This window comes from Nocardia sp. NPDC052001, from assembly GCF_040680615.1.
In the GTDB taxonomy this organism is placed as follows: domain Bacteria; phylum Actinomycetota; class Actinomycetes; order Mycobacteriales; family Mycobacteriaceae; genus Nocardia.
Window position 1 is genome coordinate 338,730 of sequence record NZ_JBFAXC010000001.1, and the last position, 12,358, is coordinate 351,087.

A 12,358-nucleotide genomic window follows, 5' to 3' on the forward strand; every position below is an offset into this window, starting at 1 on the left:
GCGTAAGCCGCCAGCCGTTAACTGACGGCTCGCCGTTCACCCGGATGAGCATGAACATGCCCATCGATGAACGGCTATCGAAGAGCGAACTCGACAGTTTCGCGTACGCCCTATTGCGTGAAATGTCTTTTGGTGCAAGGTTTGTCGTGCGCGACCTGGTAGTTCCGGTCAGGTATGGCGAGTGCCGTACCGCCCGGTTTGCCCGAACCGTGCGACGCGTCGTGGCATTGACAGGAATTCAGCCCGGCGCATGCGCCGCCCAGCTACTCTCGGACCGGCGTCACTTGGTTACGGAACCGAATCCCAGGAGTTGGCGAAATGACGGTCTCGTCCGAATTGTCCAGCGCGGCCTGGGCTGCGAGTTTGCCCGCGTCGTTGCGAGGCAACCTCGTATCCCTCGAGGAGGCGTATTTCCGCCACGTCGACGCGGGCGACGCCGACTGCGCTATCCCCGTGACTTCGACTCAAATCTTCCGCTGCCAGATCGATCTGGCGGCCGAGCGCACCCTCGGCACCGCGAATCTGCGTGTCTACCACCCGGAGGACGACGCCGACCTCGGCGCGGCGGTCCAATTGGTCACCGAGGATATGCCGCTGCTGGTCGAATCGGTCACCGCGTACCTGAGCCGCATGGGCGTCAGCGTCAGCGAGGTCGTACACCCCATCTTCGAGGTCACCCGCGATGCGTCGGGGCGGCTGGAAACCGCTGTCCCGCACGGGGTGGACGGCAATGGCGGCACCGGTCTGCGCGAATCCTGGATGCACGTGCAACTGCACCCCTCCACCAGTCGTGAACAGCTGGAGCAGGTCGCGCTGGGCCTGCCCGATGTACTCACCGATGTGCGCCAGGTCATCGGAGCGACCGGGGCCATGCGCGAGGCGCAGAGCCGGGTCGCCGATGAACTCGACAATGCCGCCAAAGCGGGCGCATCTCCGTTCACCGCAACAGATCTCACCGATTGCGCCAATCTGCTGCGCTGGCTCGCCGACGGTCATTTCACCCTGCTCGGCTACGCGCGCTATGAGCGCAGCACGGTGGACGGCCGGGCCAAGTCGGTCATGGCGCCGGGAACCGGTCTGGGCGTACTGGGTTCGCCGGACGGCACCGATTTCCGCGTCCCGGACAACAGTGGCGCCGCACCGCTGCTCATGCTCACCCAGGGCCTGGTCCCGGCCACCGTGCATCGCGCGGTCTACCCGTACTTCGTCGGCGTCGCCGAAATAGACGAATCCGGCAGTGTCACAGGCGAACACCTCTTCATCGGCGTCTTCACCGTGACCGCCCTGCATGAGAACGTGCTGGACATCCCCGTCATCGAACGGCGGGTGCGCACCCTCATCGAGGCCAGCGGTTTCGATCTGGATTCGTTCTCCGGTCAGCAGATGCTCGAGGTCATCCAGTCCTTCCCGCGCACCGAACTGTTCTCCTCGGACGGTGCCGCCCTGCGCCGCACCGCCAGCGCCGTGCTGAATGTCGGTATGCGCCGCCAGGTTCGGCTCTTCATGCGGATGGACGGCTACGGCCGCTTCGTGGCCTGCATGGTGTATCTGCCGCGCGACCGCTACACCACCCGGGTCCGGCTGGAAATGCAGGACATCCTGGTGCACGAGCTCGGCGGCGACTCCATCGACTATTCGGCGCGCGTTTCCGAAAGCGACCTCGCCAGTGTGTATTTCACGGTGCGGCTGCCCGATGAGGGCGCGATCGCCGATACCGATGAGCCCAACCGGCTGCGCATCCAGCATCTGCTCGCCGAGGCCACCCGCACCTGGGAGGACCATCTGCGCGATGAGGTGGCGACTTCCACCGTGCTGGATCCGTCGGTGGTACAGCGCTATGTCGACGCCCTGCCCGAGAGCTACAAGGAGGATTTCGGCGCCGCCCGCGCGGTCGCCGATATCGTTCGGCTGCAACGTCTTCAGGACGGCGGCATCGACCAGTACCTGTACCGGAACCGCGATTCCGACCCCGGCTCCTGGCGCTTCACCCTCTACATCGGCGGTAACGGCATCTCGCTGAGCCAGGTGCTGCCGGTACTGCAGAGCCTGGGCGTCGAGGTCATCGACGAACGCCCGCACCAGCTGGAATTCGATTCCGGTCCCGAGCAGTGGGTCTACGATTTCGGCCTGCTGGCCCGCCCGGAACTGCTGCGCGCCGCCCTCGATCGCAATATGGACGCCGAGTTGGTGGAGTCATCCACGCGGTTGAGCGCCCTCGACGATCAGGTTCGTGGTCTGCGTGAGCGTTTCACCGCCGCGTTCGAAGCGCTCTGGTACGGCCGCGCCGAGGCCGACGGGCTGAACGAACTGGTGCTGCGCGCCGATCTGCACTGGCGCACCGTCTCCATCCTGCGTGCCTACGCGAAATACCTGCAGCAGGCCGGATTCCCGTACAGCCAGGCCAATATCACCCGCGTGCTGCTCGCCTATCCGGACGCCGCACGCATGTTCGTCGACCTCTTCGCCGCGCTCTTCGATCCCGATTCCGCCGACGAGAGCCATGCCCGCGATCTGGAAGGCGCCGTGCGCCACCGCATCGACGAGGTGGTGAGCCTGGACGCCGACCGCATCCTGCGCGCCATCCTCGGGCTCATCAAGGCCACCCTGCGCACCAACTACTACGTCACCGATGCCGAGGGCCGCTCCCGCGACTACCTCTCCTTCAAGGTGGAGCCGCGCGAGATCGCCGAATTGCCCAAGCCGCGACCGCAATTCGAGATCTTCGTGTACTCGCCCCGGGTCGAGGGCGTGCATCTGCGCTTCGGTCCGGTGGCGCGCGGCGGGTTGCGCTGGTCCGACCGCCTGGAGGATTTCCGCACCGAGATCCTGGGCCTGGTCAAGGCACAGGCGGTGAAGAACGCGGTCATCGTCCCGGTCGGTGCCAAGGGCGGTTTCGTGGTGAAGCAGCCACCGCTGGCCACCACCGATCCGGTGAACGATCGACAGGCCCTGCAGAACGAGGGCGTGGCCTGCTATCGCACCTTCATCTCCGGTCTGCTCGATGTCACCGACAATGTGGATCGCGCTACCGGACAGGTGATTCCGCCCGCGCGGGTGCGCCGCCTCGATGACGATGACACCTACCTGGTGGTCGCCGCGGACAAGGGCACCGCCACCTTCTCCGATATCGCCAATGATGTGGCGAACCAGTACGGCTTCTGGCTGGGCGATGCGTTCGCCTCCGGTGGTTCGGTGGGTTATGACCACAAGGCCATGGGCATTACCGCCCGCGGCGCGTGGGAATCGGTGAAGCGGCATTTCGCCGAGATGGATATCGACACTCAGACAACGGATTTCACCGTCGTCGGTGTCGGCGATATGAGTGGCGATGTGTTCGGCAACGGCATGCTGCTGTCCCGGCATATCCGCCTGGTGGCCGCGTTCGACCACCGCAATATCTTCCTGGATCCCAATCCCGACGCCGAACGCGCGTTCGTCGAACGCGAGCGCATGTTCGCACTGCCCCGTTCGTCCTGGGCGGATTACGATCGCTCGCTGATCAGCGAGGGCGGCGGCGTTTTCGACCGCACCGTGAAATCCATTCCGATCAGCGCGCAGGTTCGCGAGGTGCTCGGCCTGGCCGCCGATATCACCGCGCTGTCCCCGCCGGAATTGATGCGCGCCATTCTCACCTCACCGGTGGGTCTGCTCTGGAACGGCGGTATCGGCACCTACATCAAGGCCAGCACCGAGACCAATGCCGAAGTGGGCGATAAGTCCAATGACGCGATCCGGGTGAGCGCGAATGAATTGCGCGTCAAGGTGATCGGCGAGGGCGGCAACCTGGGTGCGACGGCCCTGGGCCGCATCGAGTTCTGCCGTCTCGGCGGCAAGATGAACACCGACGCGCTGGACAATTCCGCGGGCGTGGACTGCTCGGACCACGAGGTCAATATCAAGGTGCTGCTCGACGGTGTGGTGTCGGCGGGTCAGTTGCTGCCCGCCGAGCGCAATCCGCTGCTGGCCTCGATGACCGATGAGGTCGCCGCACTCGTCCTGCGCGACAACGTCTCCCAGAACTACCTCATGGGCATGTCCCGGGCCGAGGCTCCGCGCATGCTGAACGTGCACCAGCGCGTGATCGAGGAACTGGAGACTCGCCGCGGCCTGGACCGCGAACTCGAGGCGCTGCCCAGCGATGCCGAGATGAAGTCGCGGCAGGAGCAGGGCACGGGTCTCACCTCGCCGGAACTGTCCAATCTCATGGCGCACGTGAAGCTTTCGCTCAAGACCGATCTGCTGGCCAGCGATCTGCCGGACAGCGCGCACTTCTCCGCGCGGCTGCCGCAGTACTTCCCGACACCGCTGCGCACCCGCTTCGGCGCGGCCATCAAGAAGCACCGGCTGCGCCGCGAGATCACCACCACCATGCTGATCAACGAGATGGTGGATCTGGGCGGCATCACCTACGCGCATCGGCTCAATGAAGAGATCGGCGCGACGGCCTCGGACGCGGTGCGCGCCTTCACCGCCGCAACCCAGATCTTCGGACTGCACACCACCTGGGATCGCATTCGCGCCGCCGATATCTCGACCGGGATGAAGGACGCGCTCGAACTCGAGACCAAGCGCACCCTGGATCGCGCCTCGCGCTGGCTGCTCAACAACCGGCCGCAGCCCATCGCGGTCGGCGCGGAGATCCACCGGTACGCGCAGGAGGTGCGCCAGCTCTCGCCCAAGGTGTCGGGCTGGCTGCGCGGCCATCACATCGACACGCTCAACGAGCAGTCTCGGGCGATCATGGCCCAGGGCGCGCCGTCGGAGTTGGCGGCCGAGGTGTTCGGGCTGCTGAATCTCTTCCCGCTGCTCGATGTGATCGATATCGCCGATATCACCGATCGCTCGGGTGAGGAGGTGGGTGCGCTGTACTACGCGCTCAACGATCACCTCAAGATCGATTGGCTGTTGCAGGCGGTCAGCCACCTGGAGCGCGGTGATCGCTGGCATGCGCTCGCCCGGCTCGCTCTGCGCGACGATATGTACGGTTCACTGCGCTCGCTGACCCTCGATGTGCTCTCCGCCGGTGACCCGGAGGAGACGGCCGAGGAGAAAATTGCATACTGGGAGTCGAAAAATCAGTCCCGTCTGGGTCGCGCCCGCGCCGCCCTGTCGGAACTGTTCGAATCCGGAACCCACGACCTGGCCACGCTGTCCGTTGCGGCGCGACAGGTACGCAGCATGGTGAGCGGGGTGGGCGCCCAATCGGAGGTACCGCGTTGACGAGTGTCGGTTCATTGAGTGACCAGGGCAAGACGCAGGCGCAACCCGCCCGCTTCCACACCAGGGTCGAGGTGCGCTGGTCCGATATGGACGCCTTCCAGCACATCAACCATGCGCGCATGGTGACCCTGCTGGAGGAGGCTCGCATCCCCTGGTTGTTCACCGATGACCGGCCCACCGTGCGGTTGCGCTCCGGCTGCGTGCTCGCGGATCTGCGCGTGCAGTACAAGGGTCAGCTGCGGCATGAGGATTCGCCACTGGATGTGTCCATGTGGATCGATCGCATGCGCGCGGTCGACTTCACCGTCGGCTACGAGGTGCGGGCCGCTGGTGCGGATCCGGCCTCCCCGCCCGCGGTGATCGCCTCCACCCAGCTCGCCGCCTTCGATATCGACACCCAGCGACTACGCCGCCTGGACACCGCGGAACGGGATTATCTGTCGCTGTGGCTGGCCGACTGAGCCCGACCACAGTGACGTTCGGCGAACAGACCCTGCATATTCCAGATCCCGCGGAACGCGAGAATCTGGCCGCCTTCATCACCCATGCGGTGCGATTGGATCCGGGCGCGGTCATTCGGCTGCGCCGGCGCGGGGATCGCTATGTCTCCGCCTGGGCCGGAACCGGTTTCGAGGCGCTGGCGGTGCGCACCGTGGTTGCCGAACTCGGCACCGACGATGTGACCGTACTCGGTGACGCCGTGCTGGCCGGACTGCACGGGCCGGGCTCGGCGCAGCCGTTCCCGCTCGGCTACGCCATGGATTCGGCCTGGCGCAGTGCGCTGCCGCCCGAATCGGGTTTCGTGCACATCGATGACATACCCGCCCGCATGCTCGTCGAATTGGCCGAGCGCGGTGCGGAATTGGCGCAGGAGCACGGGTCCAGCCACGGCCCGCCCGCTTCGCTGCTGGATCAGACGGTGCTCACCGTCTCCGGCGCGGGGGAAGAGGTCGAGGTGCCCATGCGTGTCGTTTTCGCTTTGGCCGCAATGGATTTCATCCCGCACGGTGGCGAGAAGACCGATTCGCGCCGCATTTCGGTCGATGAGATCGTGCGGGTGCGGGCCGCCCGCACCTGGCTGCGCCTGGACGCGCGCTACGGTTCGGTGGCCCGCCGTCGCGGTCCCGCGATTCCGCTGCTCTCGCACTGACTTTCGTGTGATGATCGCTGCCATCGGTGAGCCGATGGCAGCGATCGATTTCTCGATTGGCCGACGGTGTCCGCCATAACTACCTTGGGCTCATGAGTGATACCGGCATCGTGACCGAATGGATCGATATCGAGATCGACGGCGCGGTGATGACCACCTATCTTGCCCGCCCCGAAACCCCCGGTGACTATCCGGGAGTCGTTGTCGGACATGAGATCTACGGTCAGCACGAATCGGTGCTCGCGGCCGCCGAGCGCCTCGCCGCCCTGGGCGTGACGGTCCTGGTCCCGGACCTGTTCTACCGCACCGAACCCCGTGCCACCCTGGAATGGACTCCCGAAGGACGCGACCGCGGACTGGAACTGCTCCGCACCCTCGATCGCGCGGGCGTGACAGCCGACATCTCCGCCTGCCTCGAAGAACTGAACCGCTGCGATGCCACCTCGGTGGGCATGGTCGGCTTCAGCGCGGGCGGCCACGTCGCCTACTACGCCGCCACCCAGCTCCCGCTGAATGTCGTCGCCGCCTTCTACCCTGGCTGGCTCACCAACACCGAAATCCCGCTCTCCACACCGGAACCCACCATCGAGTCCACCGCCGGAATCACCGGCCGGGTCCTGCTGTTCTTCGGCGGCCTCGACCCGCTCATCGACGCCGAAGCCCGCGAGGAACTCGAAAAAGCCCTCTCCGACAACAACATCGACCACGAACTCATCCTCTACGAGGACGCCCCGCACGGCTTCGTCTACCCCGGCCGCGACTGGTACCGCCCCGAATACGCCGAAGACGCCTGGGCCCGACTGGTAAACCTGCTGCGCGCCTGAGGCTTTCGTCAGTGCACGCCGAGCATCCGCAGCCCCGACGTGATCACTGCCGCCGCCAGAATCACCACCAACAGCGGTGCTCGCCGCCACGCCAGCACGGCGGCGGCGAGCACACCCGCAGGTAGTGCCAGCCCGAAATCGCCGCTCCCGGATGGCACCAGCGTGGTGACCGCCAATGCCGCGAGCAACACCACCGAAGCGATCTCCAGCAGCTTCACCGTCCGCGGCGACACCTGCACCCGACTCCGCAACGCCGGACCGGCGAAGCGGAAAGCGTAGGTGCCCACGGCGAGTGCGATGACTCCGGTGAGCAGTGTGGTGGTCATCTCGGCCCCTCTCGCGGGATTCGTTCCGGTGGTGGTCGACGTCGTGTTCGGGGACGGACTCTCCGGCGCGCCGGAAAAGTGCCGCCCCGCAGGGGTTTACGTGTGTGTGCTGCTCGAAGCCAATGACGCGGACGCGTCGGCACCGGTCGCATCTGTGGTGTCGGCCGGATCGGCGGGCAGGTTCGTTCCGGGGAGCTCGGCCGTATCGGCGGGATCGACCGCTCCCGCGCGCCTCGCGACCAGAAGTACGGCGGTCAGTGCGAGCAGGACCGGCAGGCCCGCGCCCAGGAAGGGAGCGGAGATCGCGGCGACGGCCGCTCCGGCGAGCGCGGCGGTGCGCGTGAGCGGATCGCGCAGCGCGGGCAGCACCAGGGTGATGAGCACCGCGGGGAAGACCGCGTCCAGGCCGAAGGCGTTGGGGTTGGGGACGACTGAGCCGAGCATCGCGCCGATCGCGGCCCCCAGTGGCCAGGCGGCCAGTACCGCCAGGCCGCAGAGCCAGTAGGCGGCGCGGCGGCGGGTGCGGTCGGGCTGAGCCAGGGCCATGGCGACCGATTCGTCGTTCATGACATGGGTGCCGATGAGCCGCCGCCAGCCGGTGCCGACGACGTCGGGTACGGACAGCCCGTACGGTACGTGCCGGGCGTTGACGAGCAGTCCGGCCAGCACGGCCGCGATCAGGCTGCCGCCTGCGGTCAGAATGCCCAGGAAGACGAATTCGGATCCGCCCGCGACCACGGCCACGCTCAGCAGCATGGGTAGCCAGGTGGGGAATCCGGCGGTCACGGCCGTCGCGCCGTATGACACGCCGATCATGGCGACCGCCAGGCAGATCGCCGCTATTCCCGTCAGTACACCCCGATCGAGTGTTCGCCATATCGAACGCATGCCGTCTATAGTGAACGCATCTCGTTCGCTAAGTCAAAGGATTCCCGTTGCCGACGTTCGGCCATGTCGTCATGTCCATGACCAGGCGATTTATTCGGGGTGTAGTTCGATCCGGCGTTGGAAACCCCGTCGCACCTGTACGCCGGACCCGCGTGGCCGGAGTCGTGTTCCCGGTCCCGCGCCGGTACTGTGTGAAGCCGATATGACCGTGTCCGACAGCCCTTCCGCCGCGTCTCCGCAAGAGGCGATCGCCGCTGCCCTACGCCGCGAGCGCGCCCGCGCCGGGCTCTCGCTGACCGAGGTGGCGAAGAAGGCGGGGATCGCGAAATCGACTCTCTCGCAATTGGAGTCGGGGTCCGGAAATCCGAGTATCGAGACCTTGTGGGCGCTGTGCGTGGCGCTGGATATCCCGTTTTCGCGCCTGCTGGATCCGCCGCGGCCGATGGTTCAGGTGATCCGCGCGGGGGAGGGGGCGATGCTCGCCTCATCGCAGTCGGAATATCGAACGACGCTGCTGGCGGCTTCTCCGCCCAATGCGCGGCGCGATATCTACCGCATCAAGGCCGAGCCGGGGCACTCGCGTGACTCGGATCCGCACAGTCACGGTGTTGTCGAGCACATCGTGCTCGGTGGTGGTCGCGCGAAAGTCGGTCCGGCCGATGCTCCGGTGGAGCTGAATCCGGGGGATTACATCTGCTACCCCGGTGACTCACCGCATGTGTTCGAGGCGCTCGAGCCCGGCACCTGGGCACTGCTGGTCAGCGAATACAGCTGAATCGGGTGGGCGTCTGTGTCAGGCGGCGCCTTCGCCGAGGTACTGCAGCCAGGTCGGGTCCAATTCCGAACTGGCGGTGAGTAGTCGCCAATGCGGACCCTTGGGGGACACCAGTTGATGGTGCAGCGTCCAGCCCAATTCGCTGAGCAGTTTGTCGGCCTTGCGGTGATTGCAGGGGGCGCAGGAGGCCACGCAGTTCTCCCACGAGTGCGCGCCGCCGCGGCTGCGCGGAATCACGTGGTCGATGGTCTCGGCCTTACCGCCGCAGTACGCGCAGCGGTAGCGATCTCGGTGCATGAGCGCGGCGCGGGTCATGGGCACCCGGGCGCGATAGGGGACGTGCACGTAGGTGCGTAGTCGAATCACCGAGGGGAGCGCCACCGAGGTGCCGGCGGAATGTACGACCGGACCTTCGGGATTGTCGTGAACGGTATGCGCCTTATCGCAGATGAGCAGTACGACGGCGCGGCGCGCGGACAGCGCGGTGAGCGGCTCATAGGTGGCGTTCAGGAGCAGAACGCGACTCTTGCTCCAGCTCAGGCCGGGAGTGACATCGGCCGGGCGATGCGCGGAATGATCATGATGCGCATCCGGATAGGAATGTTCGGACAAGATGTGCAGCGGAGTAGCCCCCGACCCACGATTGTGGACATCGGCGGGCTGGAGTTGTCGGTGCGTGCGCGCCTCGTGCCGGGCGCCGTGCCGCTGCTTCATGGGCTATACCCCGAATTCGTATTCGTCCGATGGTGTGGTAATCGGCAGACTGCCACCCAGTTGACCATGGAACGGCGCACATTGCACGGTGATTTCGCACATTGTCGGGCACAAACGGATGAACGACGCGTGACGGTATGAAACACCGCCCGCGACCAGCCCGTTCCCGCAAGATCATCCCGTCCAGACCCCGCCCCGGGCCGTGCGATATCGATGCGACGGGCACAATGGGTGCGTGACTTCCGGCGAGCAGACAGCGACCTCCTTCTATGAGGCGGTCGGCGGGGCAGCGACCTTCGAGCGGATCGTTGCCGCTTTCTACCGTGAGGTGGCCGCCGATGAGGTGCTGCGCCCGCTCTACCCCGAAGCGGATCTCGGGCCCGCCGAGCGCCGCCTGCGGATGTTCCTGGAGCAGTATTGGGGTGGCCCGCGCACCTACGGTGAAGAGCGCGGACACCCACGCTTGCGGATGCGGCACCACCCCTTCAAGGTCGGGCCGATCGAGCGTGACGCCTGGCTGCGCGCCATGCATATCGCGGTCGCCGAGATCGAGCCCGCACTGCTCGACGACGCCCACCGCAAACAGCTGCTCGACTACTTCGAGATGGCCGCCAATTCGCTCATGAACTCGCCCATCTGAATTCATGCCGCAGAAGTTGTAGGCCCCCAGAGCCTTTCCGGTTCCACGGCTCGCCCGCTGATCATTTGCTGAATCTGGACAAGTGTCGTCGTCACCCCCTCGAGTGTCGGCGGGCTGAGGCACCATTACGGCTGTGACCGACAACTTCGCCGCCGTGCCCGGCGCTGTTCCTTCCGCCGTGCCGGATGCGCTGTTTCCGCAGCCGCCGTGGTGGCGATCCGCGGTGTTCTATCAGGTGTATCCGCGCTCGTTCGCGGACTCCGGTGGTGACGGCGTCGGTGACCTGCGCGGATTGCGCGACAAACTCGGCTATCTGGAGTTGCTGGGGGTGGACGCGCTGTGGATCTGCCCGGTCATGCGCTCGCCCATGGCCGATGGCGGCTACGACGTCTCCGATCCGCGCGATATCGATCCGCTGTTCGGCGGGGTGGCCGCGCTGGACGATCTGATCGATGAGGCGCACCACCGGCATATCCGGGTCACCATGGATCTGGTGCCCAATCACACCAGCGATCAGCATCACTGGTTCCGCGCGGCGCTGGCGTCCGCACCGGGGAGCCCCGAGCGCGCCCGCTACTGGTTCCGGGACGGGCGCGGGCCGGATGGCAGTGTGCCGCCGAACAATTGGCCCGGTATCTTCGGCGGCCCGGCCTGGACCCGCGTCATCGAGGCCGATGGCAGACCCGGGCAGTGGTATCTGCATCTGTTCGCGCCGGAACAGCCGGATCTGAATTGGGAGAATCCGGAGGTGGCAGCGGATTTCGAGCAGACCATCCGGTTCTGGCTGAATCGCGGCGTCGACGGATTCCGTATCGACGTCGCGCACGGAATGGCCAAACCCGCTGGTCTACCCGATATGGAACTGCCCACCCGGCCCATCGGCGATGACCATTTGGTGGTGCACGACGATGATGATCCGCGCTTCAACAATCCGGGCGTGCATGAGATTCACCGCCGCCTGCGCCGGGTTATGGACGAATATCCGAACGCGGTGTCCATCGGTGAGGTGTGGGTCGACGACAACATCAGATTCGGCGAATACGTCCGTCCCGATGAGCTACATCTGGCATTCAATTTCCGATTAGCGGAGACGCCGTTCCATCCCGACAGAATCCGTGACGCTGTGGACAATTCGCTGCGCGCGGTCGCGGCGGTCGGTGCGAGTCCGACCTGGACGCTGTCCAATCACGATGTCGAGCGCGAGGTCAGCCGGTACGGCGGCGGGGCGCTGGGGCAGGCTCGGGCGCGGGCCATGATCATGCTGGAGTTGGCGCTGCCGGGCAGCGTATTCATCTACAACGGTGCGGAATTGGGTCTGCCCAATGTCGACGATCTGCCCGAGGAGGCGCTGCAGGATCCGACCTGGGAGCGTTCCGGGCATACCCAGCGCGGGCGGGACGGCTGCCGGGTGCCGCTGCCCTGGGAGGGGGAGCGGCCGCCGTTCGGATTCACCTCGGGGACGCCGTGGTTGCCGATGCCGCCGCAGTGGGCGGGGGTGACGGTGGAAAAACAGTTGGAGCGTTTGGACTCCATGCTGTCGCTGTATCGGATGGCGATCGAATTGCGGGCCGAGCGAAAGGAATTCATCGGGCCCGGACTGGAGTGGTACGGAAGTCCGCCCGGTTGCTTGGCATTTCGGCGCGAAGGCGGGCTGCTGTGTGTGCTCAATGCCACAGATGCGGCGATTAGTCTGCCCGCGGGTGAGGTGTTGCTGACGAGCGCTCCGATTAGCGCTGGAAAACTTCCGGCAAACTCGACTGCCTGGCTTGTTTGAGCTGAATCACGACGACACGTGCGCGCACACGCTCACCGGTCGGTCGC

General features: G+C 65.9%; 10 protein-coding genes. 7 read left to right on the top strand and 3 right to left on the bottom strand.

Going from position 1 to position 12,358, the window contains the following annotated elements; translation table 11 throughout:
- Window positions 1-318 precede the first annotated feature (318 nt).
- The 4 genes from AB0L82_RS01600 to AB0L82_RS01615 all read left to right on the top strand — a co-directional run bounded on the left by AB0L82_RS01600 (window position 319) and on the right by AB0L82_RS01615 (window position 7,194).
- On the top strand, window positions 319-5,220 hold the full coding sequence (locus AB0L82_RS01600) for an NAD-glutamate dehydrogenase (protein ID WP_364629384.1): 4,902 nt from the start codon (window positions 319-321) through the stop codon (window positions 5,218-5,220).
- Window positions 5,221-5,234: 14 nt separating this feature from the next.
- Window positions 5,235-5,681 carry a thioesterase family protein gene (locus AB0L82_RS01605; protein ID WP_364629386.1) on the top strand — a complete coding sequence of 149 codons (447 nt, stop codon included), beginning with the start codon at window positions 5,235-5,237 and terminating at the stop codon, window positions 5,679-5,681.
- Complete coding sequence (locus tag AB0L82_RS01610; protein ID WP_364629389.1) at window positions 5,666-6,370, top strand: hypothetical protein; 705 nt, start codon at window positions 5,666-5,668, stop codon at window positions 6,368-6,370. The genes AB0L82_RS01605 and AB0L82_RS01610 overlap by 16 nt, the downstream gene beginning before the upstream one ends.
- Window positions 6,371-6,462: 92 nt before the next feature.
- Window positions 6,463-7,194 carry a dienelactone hydrolase family protein gene (locus tag AB0L82_RS01615; protein ID WP_364629392.1) on the top strand — a complete coding sequence of 244 codons (732 nt, stop codon included), beginning with the start codon at window positions 6,463-6,465 and terminating at the stop codon, window positions 7,192-7,194.
- An 8-nt stretch (window positions 7,195-7,202) separates the two neighbouring features.
- Here AB0L82_RS01615 and AB0L82_RS01620 read toward each other — a convergent pair whose 3' ends face one another.
- Together AB0L82_RS01620 and AB0L82_RS01625 are read right to left on the bottom strand one after the other, a co-directional pair.
- On the bottom strand, window positions 7,203-7,520 hold the full coding sequence (locus AB0L82_RS01620; RefSeq protein WP_364629395.1) for an AzlD domain-containing protein: 318 nt from the start codon (window positions 7,518-7,520) through the stop codon (window positions 7,203-7,205).
- Window positions 7,521-7,616: 96 nt separating this feature from the next.
- Window positions 7,617-8,408 carry an AzlC family ABC transporter permease gene (locus tag AB0L82_RS01625; protein WP_364629398.1) on the bottom strand — a complete coding sequence of 264 codons (792 nt, stop codon included), beginning with the start codon at window positions 8,406-8,408 and terminating at the stop codon, window positions 7,617-7,619.
- Window positions 8,409-8,610: 202 nt separating this feature from the next.
- Between AB0L82_RS01625 and AB0L82_RS01630 the strand changes: the two genes are divergently transcribed.
- Window positions 8,611-9,183 carry an XRE family transcriptional regulator gene (locus tag AB0L82_RS01630; RefSeq protein ID WP_364629400.1) on the top strand — a complete coding sequence of 191 codons (573 nt, stop codon included), beginning with the start codon at window positions 8,611-8,613 and terminating at the stop codon, window positions 9,181-9,183.
- A gap of 18 nt (window positions 9,184-9,201) precedes the next feature.
- On the opposite strand, the gene AB0L82_RS01635 is transcribed toward AB0L82_RS01630, so the two are convergent.
- A complete protein-coding gene (locus AB0L82_RS01635; protein WP_364629402.1) occupies window positions 9,202-9,897 on the bottom strand; it encodes an HNH endonuclease in 696 nt (231 codons plus the stop codon).
- A gap of 235 nt (window positions 9,898-10,132) precedes the next feature.
- Between AB0L82_RS01635 and AB0L82_RS01640 the strand changes: the two genes are divergently transcribed.
- Together AB0L82_RS01640 and AB0L82_RS01645 are read left to right on the top strand one after the other, a co-directional pair.
- Window positions 10,133-10,537, top strand: a complete 405-nt coding sequence (locus tag AB0L82_RS01640) for a globin (protein ID WP_364629405.1) — start codon at window positions 10,133-10,135, stop codon at window positions 10,535-10,537.
- A gap of 178 nt (window positions 10,538-10,715) precedes the next feature.
- The gene (locus AB0L82_RS01645) at window positions 10,716-12,311 is read left to right on the top strand and encodes a glycoside hydrolase family 13 protein (RefSeq protein WP_364632715.1); all 1,596 of its coding nucleotides are present in this window, start codon (window positions 10,716-10,718) and stop codon (window positions 12,309-12,311) included.
- The last annotated feature ends 47 nt before the right edge of the window (window positions 12,312-12,358 follow it).

What these genes read in the sequence shown, in the direction of transcription:
- AB0L82_RS01615 (WP_364629392.1), top strand. Translation starts at nt 6,463, where the DNA reads ATGAGTGATACCGGCATCGTGACCGAATGGATCGATATCGAGATCGAC.
- AB0L82_RS01620 (WP_364629395.1), bottom strand. Translation starts at nt 7,520, where the DNA reads ATGACCACCACACTGCTCACCGGAGTCATCGCACTCGCCGTGGGCACC.
- AB0L82_RS01600 (WP_364629384.1), top strand. Translation starts at nt 319, where the DNA reads ATGACGGTCTCGTCCGAATTGTCCAGCGCGGCCTGGGCTGCGAGTTTG.
- AB0L82_RS01625 (WP_364629398.1), bottom strand. Translation starts at nt 8,408, where the DNA reads ATGCGTTCGATATGGCGAACACTCGATCGGGGTGTACTGACGGGAATA.
- AB0L82_RS01630 (WP_364629400.1), top strand. Translation starts at nt 8,611, where the DNA reads ATGACCGTGTCCGACAGCCCTTCCGCCGCGTCTCCGCAAGAGGCGATC.
- AB0L82_RS01635 (WP_364629402.1), bottom strand. Translation starts at nt 9,897, where the DNA reads ATGAAGCAGCGGCACGGCGCCCGGCACGAGGCGCGCACGCACCGACAA.